Here is a 14,028-nt window from a genome sequence, read left to right on the forward strand (position 1 = left end):
GGGTGGGGGTGGGTTAAATCTCAACAATCGGACGGCAGGGGCGGCGAACCCGGCGGTATCGACCCACTGTTCGAACTGTGTCATCGTGGGCGCCGGGCGGAGGTGAGTCGCATGGTCGGCGCGGACCCCGGGCTGTTCGGCCCCGGTTCGGTGACCTGGCAGCTGCATGGTGATCCCATGATGTGGATCGCCGGCATCCGGGCGCTCTACCTCCAGGCCCTGCACCCCCGCGCGGTACGCGGCGTCACGCAGAACTCGGACTTCCGGCGTGACGCCTGGGGCCGCCTGATGCGCACCGCGAACTTCGTCGGCACGACGACGTACGGCACCACCGAGGCCGCCGAGCGGGCGGGCGCCCGCGTCCGGAAGATCCACGGCATGCTGACGGCGACCGACCCGGACACCGGCGAGCGCTACGGCGTCGACGAGCCCGGTCTGCTCCTCTGGGTGCACTGCGCCGAGATCGACTCCTATCTGGACGTCCTGCGCAGGTCCGGGTTCCGGCTCACCGACGCCGAGGCCGACCGCTACATCGCCGAACACCGGGAGAGCGCACGCCTGGTGGGCCTCGACCCCGGCACCGTACCCGCCGACAGGGCCCGACTGGCGGCGTACTTCGAGCAGGTGCGCCCCGAACTGGCCGCCGGCCCCGAGGCGCGCGAGGTGGACGACTTCCTGCTCCGCCCGCCGACGCACCCCCTCCTCGTACCGTTGCGCGAAGTGCTGTGGCGGCGCGTGGCACAACTGGCGTACGCCTCCCTGCCTCCGTACGCCCACGAGTTGTACGGCAGACCGGCCCCCGCACCCGCCACCGCCACCCGGCAACTGCGACTCACCGGTCTCCTGCTGCGCCGTGTTCCCGCACGTGTGCGGTGGCAACTCCCGCCCAAACACATCCTGCGCGCCATGGCGAGGCTCGGCCCGGACGCGCGTCCGGCGCCGTGCAAACTCGGACGACAGCCCGCCATACTGGGTGGGCCAGGGGAGGGGCGGGCGAACAGCTACCGGGGGGAGCGTCGCGCGAGATGGGGGAGACCAGGCTGATCCACGGCCGGTACCGGCTGCTCGACCGGATCGGGCGCGGCGGCATGGGTGAGGTGTGGCGGGCACGGGACGAGTCACTGGGCCGGCACGTCGCCGTCAAGTGCCTCAAACCGCTGGGCGCGAACCACGACCACGCGTTCACCCGCGTGCTGCGGGAACGGTTCCGCCGTGAGGCCCGGGTGGCCGCCGCGCTCCAGCACCGCGGCATCACCGTCGTGCACGACTTCGGCGAGTCCGACGGTGTCCTCTACCTCGTCATGGAACTGCTGGACGGCCGCAACCTCAGCCAGCTCCTGGAGGACAACAAGCAGCACCCGCTGCCGGTCGCGGACGTCCTGGAGATCGCCGAGCAGGTCGCCGCCGCGCTCGCCTACTGCCACGAACAGGGCATCGTGCACCGCGATCTGAAGCCCGCCAACATCGTGCGGATCGGCGACGGCACGGTGAAGATCTGCGACTTCGGCATCGCCCGGCTCGGCCACGACATCGGCTTCACCTCCCGGCTGACCGGCACCGGCATCGCCATGGGTACGCCGCACTACATGTCCCCGGAGCAGATCGGCGGCACCGAGGTCGACCAGCGCAGCGACCTCTACTCGTTCGGCTGCGTCCTGTACGAGATCGCCACCGGCGTACCGCCGTTCGACCTCGACGACGCCTGGGCGATCCTCGTCGGCCACCGCGACACACCGCCCCGACCGCCGCGCGAGCACCGCCCCGAACTGCCCGCGTACCTCGAGCGGGTCATCCTGGACCTGCTCGCCAAGGAACCCGACGAACGACCCGGCGACGCACGGGAGCTGGCCCGCCGGATCAGCGCGCACCGGGCCGCGCCCGCGTACGTGCCGACCGTCGTGGCGGCCCGGCCCGCTCCCGACGCGATGGCGCGGGTCGGCCGGCTGCCGTCCTGGACCCACGGCATGACCACCGGCCACAAGGCGGCGGGCGCCGGACTGCGCACCACACCGCCGGACCCGGCGGCCGGCCTGTCCGGCGAGTGGATCGCGCGGCCCGCCACCGGCCCCGTCGGGGAACCCGCCCCCGAACAGCGGCCCGCCCCGCCCCCGGAGGCCCTGACCGCCCTGGCCGGCCGGCACAACGCGGGCCTGAGCCTCGGCCGGCTCGGCCGCTGGGCGGAGGCGGGGGAGGTGCACCGGGCGGTCGCCGCCGAACGCGAGCACCTCCTCGGCCCCGACCACCCGGACACCCTCGCCAGCCGCTACGAGGTCGCCTTCACCCTCAGCCGCACCGGCCGCGCCGCGGACGCCCTGCGCGAGTACAAGCACGTCACCGAGGCCAGGATCCGCACGCTCGGCCCCGACCACCCCGACACGCTCGCGGCCCGCCAGGAGATGGCCTACGTGCTCGGCCAGCTCGGCCGCGCCTTCGATGCCCACCGGGTGTACACAGCGGTGCTCGCCGCCCGGGAGCGCACCATGGGGCCCGACCACCCGGACACCCTGCGCTGCCGGCACAACCTCGCCTTCAACCTCAGCCGCCTGGGCCGCCTGGAGGACTCCTACCGCATGGCCCGCGAGGTGGCCGCCGCCCGCGCCCGTGTGCTCGGCCCCGACCACCCCGACACCCTGGTCACCCGCTACGAGGTCGCCTACGCGCTCGGCCAGCTGGGCCGCTGGGCAGAAGCCCTGGAGAGGTACCGCGAGGTCGCCGAGGCCCGCGGCCGCGCCCTCGGCCCCGACCACCCCGACACGCTCGCCGCCCGGCATGAGATCGGCATCAGCCTGGGCCGCCTGGGCCGCAGCGCGGAGGCCCTGGACCTCTACCGCGACCTGGCCGCGGATCGCACCCGCGTCCAGGGCCCCACGCACCCCGAGACCCTGCGCGCCCGCCACGGCCGCTGCGTCAACCTCGGCCGGCTCGGCCGCTGGGAGGAGGCCCTCGCCGAGTCCCGTGACGTGAGCGCCGTCCGCGAGCGGGTCCTCGGCCCCGACCACCCGGACACCCTGGTCAGCCGCCGCGAGGTCGCCGTGGGCCTCGGCTGGCTGGGCCGCTGGGCCGACGCGCTCACCGAGTACCGCCGGGTGGCCGCCGCCCGCGACCGCGTCCTCGGCCCGGACCACCCCGACACCCTCGCCAGCCGCAACGACGAAGCGCATTGCCTCCAGCAGTTGGGCCGGAGCGAGGAGGCCGTGGCCCTGTACCGGAGGGTGGCGGCCCTGCGCGGGCAGCGCGCGTCGGCTGGAGGGTGACGGGACTCGCTGTGCCGGGTGGGTGGCCGTGCGCGGGCAGCGGGCGTCGGCGGGGTGGCGACGGGCGGATGTACCGGGTGGTGGTCGTACGCGGGCAGCGCGCGCCGGCCGGGCGGTGACGCGCGCTGGTGTACCGGGGCGGCGTTGCGTGGGGACGGGCGTCCGCCGCCGGGGGCGCGCGGGTGCGCCGGTGGCGACCGTGCGCAGCCAGCAGCCAGCAGCCAGCAGCCAGTAGCCAGCCAAAGCAGGCAGCCCTGCGTCCGCCGGGCCGTGCCGCACTGTCGAGATGCCCGGTCGCCGTTCGTCTGGCCGATCCGGATCACCCCGTGTTACGAAGAACCATGACCGCACCCCTGGGACCCCGCGCACACCGGACGTACGACGCCGTCATCGTCGGCGGTGGCCACAACGGCCTGGTCGCCGCCGCCTACCTGGCCCGGGCCGGCCGTTCCGTGCTGGTGCTGGAGCGGCTGGCCCACACCGGTGGCGCGGCGGTGTCCACCCGGCCCTTCGCCGGGGTCGACGCCCGGCTGTCGCGCTACTCGTACCTGGTCAGTCTGCTGCCGAAGAAGATCGTGCGGGACCTGAACCTGGACTTCCGGGTACGCGCCCGGACCATCTCCTCCTACACGCCCGCCGAACGCGGCGGCCGCCCCACCGGGCTCCTCGTCGGCGGCGGTGAACGGCGGACCAGGGAGGCGTTCGCCCGGCTCACCGGCTCTGACCGCGAGTACCGGGCCTGGCAGGAGTTCTACGGCATGACCGGCCGCGTCGCCCAGCGGGTCTTCCCGACCCTCACCGAGCCGCTGCCCACCCGCGAGGAACTGCGCCGCCGCCTCGACGACGAGGAAGCCTGGCGGATGCTGTTCGAGGAGCCGGTCGGAGTCGCCGTCGAGGAGCACTTCAGGGACGACCTGGTGCGCGGCGTGGTCCTCACCGACGCGCTCATCGGCACCTTCGCCGACGCCCACGACCCGTCGCTGAAGCAGAACCGCTGCTTCCTCTACCACGTGATCGGCGGCGGCACCGGCGACTGGGACGTGCCGGTCGGCGGCATGGGCGCCCTCACCGACGCACTGGCCGACGCGGCACGCGCTGCGGGCGCCGTCCTCGCCACCGGCCATGCGGCGCTGCGCATCGCCACGGACGGCCAGGAGGCCGAGGTCACCTACCGCACCGCCGACGGCGAGGGCACCGTCGCCGCCCGGCACGTCCTGGTGAACGCCTCCCCGCAAGCCCTGGCCGAACTGACCGGCGACACACCCCCGGCTCCCGCCGAGGGCGCCCAGCTCAAGGTGAACATGCTGCTCACGCGGCTGCCCCGGCTGCGCGACAGCGCCGTCGACCCGCGCGAGGCGTTCGCCGGGACCTTCCACATCGCCGAGGGCTACGAGCAGCTGGCCACCGCCCACGCCCAGGCCGCCGCCGGTGACCTGCCCGAGGCTCCGCCCTCCGAGATCTACTGCCACTCGCTCACCGATCCGAGCATCCTCGGCCCGGACCTGGCCGACCAGGGCTACCAGACGCTCACCCTCTTCGGCCTGCACACTCCGGCCCGTCTGTTCGAGCGGGACAACGACGCCGTACGCGAGGAGCTGCTGAAGTCGACACTCGCCCAGCTCGACACCCACCTGGCCGAACCGCTCGCCGACTGTCTGGCCATCGACGCGGACGGACGGCCCTGCATCGAGGCCCGGACCCCGCTCGACCTGGAGCGGGACCTCGGGCTGCCCGGCGGCAACATCTTCCACCGCGAGCTGAGCTGGCCCCACGCCCAGGACGGCACCGGCCGCTGGGGCGTGGAGACCCGGCACGCGAACGTGCTGCTGTGCGGGGCCGGCGCGGTACGCGGGGGCGGGGTGAGCGGGGTGCCGGGGCACAACGCCGCCATGGCGGTGCTGGACATCAGGAACGACTGAATCACTGCCGTCCTGCGGGGCACTCCGACAGCACGAAGGTATCCGTACCAGCCGGCCGCCCCGCGCGGACGGTCGCACCACCCACGGGAGGCTCTCATGGCCGATCTCAGCCCGACCGATCTGCAGAAGGCCCTGAAGGGCATGGACTACCCGACGGACAAGAAGCACCTGGTGGAACGTGCCCGCAGCAACCACGCCGACGACAAGGTCGTCAGCCGCCTCGACAGCCTGAAGCAGGACCGCTTCGAGGGTCCGAACGAGGTGCAGAAGGCCGTCTTCAACCAGTGACCGGAGCCGCTCAGTCGGCCGACGGTGTCCATCCCACCGCTTCGACGCGCGACGCGTCCGCCGGGCGCGCCTCGTCGAAGAGGACGTCGTCGGCCGCGTCCACGCGCAGCCCGTCCACGTAGGCCCCGCGGCCGACGTACCGCCGGTCCGTCGCGTACCGCCACCGCAGGACCAGCCGCCGCGTGGCGGGGAGGCCGGCGGTGAGCCGGTGCCAGACGCGACCGGACCAGCCGGTGACCGAGCCCGACGGGTGCTGCCGGGGGTCCTCACCCCGGCGGGACGTCGTGAAGGGCACCGGCAGCCAGGTCGTGCCCCCGTCGGCCGTCGCCTCCAGGACCAGGGCGTCGGCTCCGGGCTCGGTGTCCCACCACAGCGCGCAGCGCAGCCGCGCCCGGCCGGACGACGTGTCGAGCGTGGGGAGGGTGAGCGTCGCCGTGGCGGAGACCGCCGTCCCGGAGAACCAGGCCGTGCGCCCCCGTACCGGGCGGACCGGGACGGCCCGCGCCAGGTTGTTCGCGGCGGCCACCCGGGGAGCCGAACCGGAGCGCCAACTGCGCACCGGGTGCACAGAGTTGCCCAGTACGACGAGGAACGAGTCGGTCGTCGGGTCGAGCACCAGCGAGGTGCCGGTGAAGCCGGTGTGCCCGGCACTGCGCGGGGTGGCCATCGCGCCCATGTACCAGTGCTGGTAGAGCTCGAAACCGAGGCCGTGCTCGTCCCCGGGGAACGCGGTGTTGAAGTCGGTGAACATCAGCTCCACCGACTCCGGAGTCAGGATCCGCGCCCGCCCGTAGACACCGCCGTTGAGCAGCGTACGGCCGAGGACCGCGAGGTCCCACGCGTCGGAGAACACGCCCGCGTGGCCCGCGACGCCGCCGAGGCTGAAGGCGTTCTCGTCGTGCACCTCGCCCCACACCAGGCCCCGGTCGAGCCCGGACCACGGAGGGCGCGCGTCCTCCGTGGCCGCGATCCCGGGCCGCCACGAGGCGGGCGGGTTGTAGCGGGTGCGGCGCAGGCCGAGCGGCGCGGTGATCTCGTCGTGGAGGAGGACGTCCAGGGAGCGGCCCGTGATCCGCTCCAGCACGAGCTGGAGCGAGATGAGGTTCAGGTCCGAGTACAGATACGCCGTGCCCGGCGCGCTGACCGGCGCCTCGTTCCAGATGAGCCGGAGCTTCTCCTCGTACGTCGGCGCGCTGTACAGCGGGATCCAGGCGCGCAAGCCCGAGGTGTGCGTGAGGAGCTGGCGGATCGTGATGTCCTGCTTGCCCGCACGTCCGAAGTCCGGCAGGTACGAGGCGACCTTCGCCTCCAGCTCCAGCGCGCCCCGCTCCATCTGCTGCACGGCCAGGATCGAGGTGAACAGCTTCGACACCGACGCCAGGTCGAAGACGGTGTCCTCGGCCATGGGGATCTGCTCGCCGACCGGTAACTCGACGCCGGTGTCGGTCTTCTCGTCATAGGCCCGGTACCGCATCGCCATGCCGATGGGGCGGTGCAGGGCGACGGTGCCGCCCCGTCCGGCGAGCAGGACGGCGCCCGCGTACCAGGGGTGCTCGGGGGAGGGACCGAGGAACGCCTCGGCGTCGGTGACGAGTTGACGCAGGTGGGAGGGGAGCAGTCCGGCGCGGGCGGCCGAGCCGTGCCGCAAGGTGGGACGCCCCGTGACCGGGGCGGCCTCGGCGGGTAAGGGGGCGAGGGCCAGGGCGCCACCCAGGACCAGGGCACGCCTGCGCGTCAGCCCACCGTTCGTCGTCGCTCTGTCTGCCGTTCCTTCGGTCACCGCGCATCCTCCCGCGTTCCGGACGTCCCGGACAGTATGTCCCCGGGCACCGACCATAAATCTGACGGTGTATCAGGAAACCCCTTCCGTCCTCCGGAGGAGTCCGGCATCCTGCGCCCATGCAGACGGAGCTGAGCCAGAAACTGGGAGTCGAGCACGCCGTCTTCGGCTTCACGCCGTTCCCCGCCGTCGCCGCGGCCATCAGCCGGGCCGGCGGCTTCGGCGTGCTCGGCGCGGTCCGCTACACCGACCCCGACGAGCTCAAACGCGACCTGGACTGGATCGAGGCGCACGTGGACGGCATGCCGTACGGCCTGGACGTCGTGATGCCGGCGAAGAAGGTCGAGGGCGTCACCGTGGCGGATGTCGAGGCGATGATCCCCGAGGGGCACCGGCAGTTCGTGCGGGACACCCTCGCCGAACACGGCGTGCCCGAACTCGCCGAGGGCGAGGCGTCCGGCTGGCGCATCACCGGCTGGATGGAGCAGGTCGCCCGCACCCAGCTCGACGTCGCCTTCGACTACCCGATCCGGCTCCTCGCCAACGCCCTCGGCTCCCCGCCCGCCGATGTCGTGGCCCGGGCCCACGACCGGAACGTGCTCGTCGCCGCCCTCGCGGGCAGCGCCCGGCACGCCCGCAAGCACAAGGACGCCGGGATCGACATCGTCGTGGCGCAGGGCTACGAGGCCGGCGGCCACACCGGCGAGATCGCCTCCATGGTGCTCACCCCCGAGGTCGTCGACGCCGTCGCCCCGCTGCCCGTGCTGGCCGCCGGCGGCATCGGCAGCGGACAGCAGGTGGCTGCCGCACTCACCCTCGGCGCTCAAGGTGTGTGGCTGGGCTCCCTATGGCTGACCACCACAGAGGCGGACCTCCACTCGCCCGCCCTCACCCGCAAGCTGCTCGCGGCCGGCTCCGGCGACACCGTCCGCTCCCGCGCACTGACCGGCAAGCCCGCACGCCAGCTGCGCACCGAGTGGACCGACGCCTGGGACGACCCGGCCGGGCCCGGCCCGCTGCCCATGCCGTTGCAGGGCCTGCTGGTCGCCGAGGCCGTCTCGCGCATCCAGAAGTACGAGGTCGACCCCCTGCTCGGCACCCCGGTCGGGCAGATCGTCGGCCGCATGAACAGCGAACGCAGCGTCCAGGCCGTCTTCGACGACCTCACCCGCGGCTTCGAACAGGCCGTGGACCGCGTCAACCGCATCGCCGGAAGGAGCGGCCAGTGAACAACAGCGTTCCCGCGGGCTTCTGGGCCCAGGCCACCGCCGACCCCGACCGCGCGGTCCTGGTCGCCCCCGATGGCGAGGAGTGGACCGCCGGCCGCCTGCACTCCGCCGCCAACCGGCTCGTCCACGGTCTGCGCGCGGCCGGGCTGGAACGCGGCGACACCTTCGCGGTGGTCCTGCCCAACGGCGTCGAGTTCCTCACCGCGTACCTCGCCGCCAGCCAGGCCGGGTTCTACCTCGTCCCCGTCAACCACCACCTGGTCGGACCGGAGATCGCGTGGATCGTCTCCGACTCCGGCGCCAAGGTCCTCCTCGCCCACGAGCGCTTCGCCGACGCGGCACGCCACGCCGCCGACGAGGCCGGCCTCCCGGCCACCCACCGGTACGCCGTCGGCCCGGTCGAGGGCTTCCGCCCCTACGCCGAACTCCTCGACGGGCAGCCCGGGTCGGCGCCCGCCGACCGCACCCTCGGCTGGGTCATGAACTACACCTCCGGCACCACCGGCCGCCCGCGCGGCATTCGCCGCCCGCTGCCCGGCAAACCGCCGGAGGAGGCCTACCTCGGCGGCTTCCTCGGCATCTTCGGCATCCGGCCGTTCGACGACAACGTGCACCTGGTGTGCTCGCCGCTCTACCACACGGCCGTCCTCCAGTTCGCGGGCGCGTCCCTGCACATCGGCCACCGGCTCGTCCTGATGGACAAGTGGACACCCGAGGAGATGCTCCGCCTCATCGACGCCCACCGCTGCACCCACACCCATATGGTCCCCACCCAGTTCCACCGCCTGCTGGCCCTGCCCGACGAGGTGAAGGGCCGCTACGACGTCTCCTCCCTGCGGCACGCCATCCACGGCGCCGCGCCCTGCCCCGACCACGTGAAACGGGCCATGCTCGACTGGTGGGGCCCCTGTGTGGAGGAGTACTACGCGGCCAGCGAGGGCGGCGGCGCCTTCGCCACCGCCGAGGACTGGCTGAAGAAACCCGGCACCGTCGGCAAGGCCTGGCCCATCAGCGAACTCGCGATCTTCGACGACGACGGCAACCGGCTGCCTCCAGGCGAACTCGGCACCGTCTACATGAAGATGAACACCGGCGGCTTCTCCTACCACAAGGACGAGGCCAAGACCCGCAAGAACCGCATCGGCGACTTCTTCACCGTCGGCGACCTCGGCCACCTCGACGAGGACGGCTACCTCTTCCTGCGCGACCGGAAGATCGACCTGATCATCTCCGGGGGCGTCAACATCTACCCGGCCGAGATCGAGTCGGCCCTGCTCGCCCACCCCGCCGTCGCGGACGCCGCCGTCTTCGGCATCCCGCACGACGACTGGGGCGAGGAGGTCAGGGCCGTCGTCGAACCGGCCCCCGGACACCGGCCCGGGCCCGCCCTCGCGGCCGACCTCCTCGACCACTGCGCGCACCGGCTCGCCGGCTACAAGCGGCCCAGGAGCGTCGACTTCATCACCGAGATGCCCCGCGATCCCAACGGCAAGCTGTACAAGCGCCGGCTGCGGGAGCCGTACTGGGAGGGCCGGAACCGACCGGTGTGAGGCGGCGATGCGGCTTTGGTCGCACCGGCCGGGCACGGGCGTCATCCTTTGGCCGGCGCTCGCTCGCCCTCCGGCCGATGTCCGGCGCCACCCCGCCTTCCTAGCGTGAAGTCATGACGATCGCGACCGAAGAGGGACCGCTGCGGCGTGGGGGCGTACGGCCGGGCGCTCGCCCCCGATCTCGCACGCGGGATCATGCTGCTGGGCATCGTGCTGTCCAACACCGCCTTCCATCTGTGGGCGGCCCGGCGCGGGCCCTCCGGATGGCAGCCCGTGGACGGCTCGTGGCTGGACCACGCCGTGCAGTTCACCATGATCATGGTCCTCGACCTGCGGATCTACCCGCTCTTCGCCTTTCTCTTCGGCTACGGCATGATGCAGCTCTACCTCCGGCAGACCGCCGCCGGCACCGACGGGCGCGACGCCGCGAAACTCCTGCGCAAGCGCAGCCTCTGGCTGATCGTCATCGGCCTGACCCACGCCACCCTGCTGATGGCCGGGGACATCATCGGCTTCTACGGAGTCCTGAGCCTCGTCCTGGGCCTGGCCTTCCTGCGGCGCGGCGAGCGCGCTCTCACGTGGTGGATCTGGATCGGAGTCGCCCTGATGGCGCTCGTCACGGCCGGGCCCGTCATCGCCGCGCTCCTCCAGGGCGACCTGGGCACCCTGGGTGACGCCGACGCCGAGGCCGGCTTCAAGGCGTACGCGTCGGACGAGGAGAGCTGGCTCACCGCGGCGGGCACCCGGCTCGAGACCGGCCTGTTCGTCACCTTCGCCGCCGCGCCACTGACCCTCGTCGGCGGCGGGTACATCCTCTTCCTGCTCGGCTTCCGGGCCGCACGCCGCCGCGTCCTGGAGGAACCGGGCCGCCACCGCACGCTGCTGCGCCTGACGGCGGTCATCGGCATCGCGGTCGGCTGGCTCGGCGCGCTGCCCGCCGCCCTCGCCCACATCGGCGTCCTGCACGTGCCGGACGACATGCAGAGCGAATCCGGGGCGCTCACGGCCCTCCGCGACATCACCGGCAACGCCGCGGGCCTCGGCTATGTCGCGGCCGTGGCCCTCCTCGCGCACTGGTGGACCACCCGCGGGCCCCTCCGCCGCGGCGCGACGGCGGTGACGGCGGTGGCCTCCGTCGGCAAACGGTCCCTGTCCTGCTACCTCGCCCACTCACTGCTCTTCGCCCCGGTGCTGGCGGCCTGGGGACTCGGCCTCGGCGCGCACCTGGGCAGCACGACCATGGCGCTCTTCGCGTTGGCCGTCTGGCTGGTCACCGTGGCCGGGGCGTACGCCCTGGAACGGGCCGGCCGCCGGGGGCCCGCCGAAGCGGTGCTGCGCCGGCTGATGTACGGGCCCCGGGCCGGCAGGGCATGACGTGACGAACGGGGTGCCGCGCCACCGGGAGCGGCACCCCGTCAGCACGGTCAGCGGCGCTCGTGCACCCGGACGACCTTCAGCTTCGGCGAGGTCAGGATGTCCTTCTCGCAGAAGCGCGACGTCACCCACTTCTCACCGGAGAACAGCCGGGTCTGGTCGGCGAAGTGCGGTGACTCGGGGTTCGACGACTGGGAGTACGTCAGCAGGGTGCGGGCCACCGGGCAGCGGCTGCCGTCCCAGCCCACCGCCTGGAGATGACTGCTGCCGAACGGCACCTCCGTGTAGCCGCCCCCGGCCGCGTTCCACGTAGGTTCGAGCACGTTCCACACGCCGAGCCTCCCCCCACCGCCGGGCATCGGAAGGCGCTCACCGCCGCGGACGACGAACTGGTGCGCGCCCAGCGGCGCGTCGAGCGCGATGCCCGCGGCGCGCAGTTCCGCCACCGCGTCGGCGAGGGCGACAGCGAAGCCGGGCGCGTCCGTGTTCAGCGTGTTCGGCGTACGGACCGGGTCCGCCGCCGAGAACGGCACCTTCCACAACTCCGCCTGCGGCACCGCCTGTTCCAGCTTCCGCCAGAAACGGTCGAACAGCAGCGCTCCCCGGCTCCCGGTGTCCATGGTGCGGTCCCACGCCGTCAGCACCCCACAGGCCTCCGACACGTCGACGGTTTTGCCGTCGCTGCCGGTCGCCGTGCCGCCGGGCAGAGCGGCGCACGCCCGTGCCGCGTCCGCCGCGGTGAGATCACCCGCGGGCACCCGGTTGGCGAACTGCTGCCGTTGCAGATCGCGTACGGTCAGGCGGCCCCGGTCCGCCATCGCCGTCACGTCCTCGATCCCGCCGCGCGTGCGCAGCCCGAGCTGCGTCCCCACCGTGCCGAAGACCCGCTCGTATCCGGTGATCGGCCGGTCGGCGTTGGTCATCCACGCGGTGCCGTTGGAGTTCTCCACGTACGGCGCGTCCCGGAGTGTCGGCATCCGCGCCGGCCCGAAGATGCCCGGCGCCACCGCGTCGGGATCTCTGCCGAGGGCACAGTCGCCGCGCGAGCCGTCGAGGATCGCGATACCGGACGCCGGATACGTGGTCCTGCCCAGCGCCGTCGAGCAGCGCTCCGCCAACTCGTCGGTGATGCGCGGAAGCACCTGGGACTGGGTGTAGAGGGAATGCCCCGCGCGGTCGGCGGCGATCGTGTTCACCCAGGGGATGCCCTGGTGCCGGTCGAGGGACGCGAGGACGTCCTCCGTGCTCCGCGCCTTGCCGAAGCCGAGCGAGGTGTCGGCGAAGCGGAGGTTCGCGGCGTTCGGGTCGTGCAGGGCGTACGCCGTCGTACCGGTCCACGGCAGCGGGACCTGGGGGCTCAGGGAGGTGACGACGGGGCCGTAGCGGGTCCACCACTGGGTACGGGTCACCGGCGCGCCGTCCTTCACCGCGACCGTCACCGTCCGCTTCTTCATACGCTCCGGCTCGCCGTCCACGAGGTATGTCGTGGGGTCGGCCGGATCCAGCGTCAGCTGGTGGAAGTTGGCCGGTATGCCGGTCGAGACGGTGTGGCTCCACGCCACATGTGCGTTGAAGCCGATGGAGATCGCCGGGGTGCCGAGCAGAGAGCCACCGGAGACGTTCAGCTCGCCGGGGATCGTCTGCTGCGACTGCCAGAACCGGCGCCCGCCCTGCCACGGGTAGTGCGGGTTGCCGAGCAGCAGGCCGCTGCCGCCCGCCGTGGTGTCGCCGCGGAACGCGACCGCGTTGGAGCCCATGCCGGGGTCGCCCCACAGCTCGTCGGCCGCCTTCGCCACGGCCTTCGCGTCCGGCGTGCGGGCGGCGGGCCGGGAGGAGGGGGCGCCGGAGACGGTGCCGGCTCCGGTCGGTGGCTGCGCGGCCGTGATCGTGTCCACGAAGCGTCCCTCGCCGGAGATCGAGGCGATGGCGAGGCCGCGGGCGGCCACGTCGAGCTCGGTGACCGGACGGACCCAGGAGGCGTCCGCGCAAGCCGGATCCGTGATCTTCTTCTGCTTCAGCCAGGCGTTGTAACCGGCCGCCCAGCCGCGCATCATGTCCCGGGCTGCACGGCTCGGGCCCACGGGTGCGGGCTCGGCGAGCAGCTTCTCCGCGGTGCGGGTTTCACGGACCCCGCGGAAGTACAGGTCGCTGGCGAGGTTCGTCCTGGCCGCGGAGAGGGCGCCGCCGGCGGCCGCGTCGGCGCCGAAGTACCGGGAGCGCTCGCCCCGCAGGGTCACGAAGCCGTCGGCGAGCGTGCAGACCTCGTCGGCTGCCTGTGCCCAGCCCGTACCGAAGCCCAGATCGGCGTAGTTCTTCGCAAGGATGTGCGGGATGCCGTACTCGGTGTAGCGGATGACGGCGGACAGGCCGTCGCGGGACGGGTGCTGCTCCGCTCGTCCCGGGCTCGGGGCGGCGGCCGCGGGTAACGCGGACGCGGCCGTGAACAGGGCCGTGGCCCCGAGAACGAGTCGTCTCAGGCGGCTGCGCATGGTGCCCTCCAACCTCAGTGAGGGAAAAAGAGACTTGAGCGTACGGATGTGCTGTTCGCACGTCAGTACCATGACAGCGGACGCCTCTGGCGGCGGCAGGGTTGAGCCGGTCGGTTCTTGACCTCGCCCGGCGGTGAACCGAGGA

9 protein-coding genes are annotated in these 14,028 nt (G+C 73.0%); 7 read left to right on the plus strand and 2 right to left on the minus strand.

Features of this window, described 5'->3' with window-relative positions; translation table 11 throughout:
- The first annotated feature begins 111 nt into the window (after positions 1-111).
- The 4 genes from HDA41_RS38465 to HDA41_RS38480 all read left to right on the plus strand — a co-directional run bounded on the left by HDA41_RS38465 (position 112) and on the right by HDA41_RS38480 (position 5,461).
- On the plus strand, positions 112-1,044 hold the full coding sequence (locus HDA41_RS38465; RefSeq protein WP_184992386.1) for an oxygenase MpaB family protein: 933 nt from the start codon (positions 112-114) through the stop codon (positions 1,042-1,044).
- Positions 1,026-3,254 carry a serine/threonine-protein kinase gene (locus tag HDA41_RS38470; protein ID WP_184992388.1) on the plus strand — a complete coding sequence of 743 codons (2,229 nt, stop codon included), beginning with the start codon at positions 1,026-1,028 and terminating at the stop codon, positions 3,252-3,254. Before HDA41_RS38465 ends, HDA41_RS38470 begins: the two co-directional genes overlap by 19 nt.
- Before the next feature lie 341 nt (positions 3,255-3,595).
- The gene (locus HDA41_RS38475) at positions 3,596-5,173 is read left to right on the plus strand and encodes a phytoene desaturase family protein (RefSeq protein ID WP_184992390.1); all 1,578 of its coding nucleotides are present in this window, start codon (positions 3,596-3,598) and stop codon (positions 5,171-5,173) included.
- 96 nt (positions 5,174-5,269) lie between these two features.
- Positions 5,270-5,461 carry a DUF2795 domain-containing protein gene (locus tag HDA41_RS38480; RefSeq protein ID WP_059415484.1) on the plus strand — a complete coding sequence of 64 codons (192 nt, stop codon included), beginning with the start codon at positions 5,270-5,272 and terminating at the stop codon, positions 5,459-5,461.
- A 10-nt stretch (positions 5,462-5,471) separates the two neighbouring features.
- On the opposite strand, the gene HDA41_RS38485 is transcribed toward HDA41_RS38480, so the two are convergent.
- A complete protein-coding gene (locus HDA41_RS38485; protein WP_184992392.1) occupies positions 5,472-7,241 on the minus strand; it encodes a serine hydrolase domain-containing protein in 1,770 nt (589 codons plus the stop codon).
- Positions 7,242-7,360: 119 nt separating this feature from the next.
- On the opposite strand from HDA41_RS38485, the gene HDA41_RS38490 reads away from it, so the two are divergent.
- The 3 genes from HDA41_RS38490 (at position 7,361) to HDA41_RS38500 (ending at position 11,394) form a co-directional block, all read left to right on the plus strand.
- Positions 7,361-8,470: an NAD(P)H-dependent flavin oxidoreductase gene (locus HDA41_RS38490; RefSeq protein ID WP_184992394.1), complete on the plus strand. Its 1,110-nt coding sequence runs from the start codon at positions 7,361-7,363 to the stop codon at positions 8,468-8,470.
- The gene (locus HDA41_RS38495) at positions 8,467-10,020 is read left to right on the plus strand and encodes an acyl-CoA synthetase (protein ID WP_184992396.1); all 1,554 of its coding nucleotides are present in this window, start codon (positions 8,467-8,469) and stop codon (positions 10,018-10,020) included. Before HDA41_RS38490 ends, HDA41_RS38495 begins: the two co-directional genes overlap by 4 nt.
- A gap of 147 nt (positions 10,021-10,167) precedes the next feature.
- Positions 10,168-11,394, plus strand: a complete 1,227-nt coding sequence (locus tag HDA41_RS38500) for a DUF418 domain-containing protein (protein ID WP_230299802.1) — start codon at positions 10,168-10,170, stop codon at positions 11,392-11,394.
- A 50-nt stretch (positions 11,395-11,444) separates the two neighbouring features.
- On the opposite strand, the gene HDA41_RS38505 is transcribed toward HDA41_RS38500, so the two are convergent.
- Positions 11,445-13,883, minus strand: coding sequence for a penicillin acylase family protein (locus tag HDA41_RS38505; RefSeq protein WP_184992398.1), 2,439 nt, complete (start codon positions 13,881-13,883; stop codon positions 11,445-11,447).
- Positions 13,884-14,028 lie beyond the last annotated feature (145 nt).

The sequence above is a fragment of the Streptomyces caelestis genome (assembly GCF_014205255.1).
Lineage (GTDB): Bacteria > Actinomycetota > Actinomycetes > Streptomycetales > Streptomycetaceae > Streptomyces > Streptomyces caelestis.

Bases quoted from the DNA above. Each gene is read 5' to 3' on its own strand.
- HDA41_RS38465 (WP_184992386.1), top strand. From the start codon at position 112: ATGGTCGGCGCGGACCCCGGGCTGTTCGGCCCCGGTTCGGTGACCTGG.
- HDA41_RS38470 (WP_184992388.1), top strand. From the start codon at position 1,026: ATGGGGGAGACCAGGCTGATCCACGGCCGGTACCGGCTGCTCGACCGG.
- HDA41_RS38475 (WP_184992390.1), top strand. From the start codon at position 3,596: ATGACCGCACCCCTGGGACCCCGCGCACACCGGACGTACGACGCCGTC.
- HDA41_RS38480 (WP_059415484.1), top strand. From the start codon at position 5,270: ATGGCCGATCTCAGCCCGACCGATCTGCAGAAGGCCCTGAAGGGCATG.
- HDA41_RS38490 (WP_184992394.1), top strand. From the start codon at position 7,361: ATGCAGACGGAGCTGAGCCAGAAACTGGGAGTCGAGCACGCCGTCTTC.
- HDA41_RS38505 (WP_184992398.1), bottom strand. From the start codon at position 13,883: ATGCGCAGCCGCCTGAGACGACTCGTTCTCGGGGCCACGGCCCTGTTC.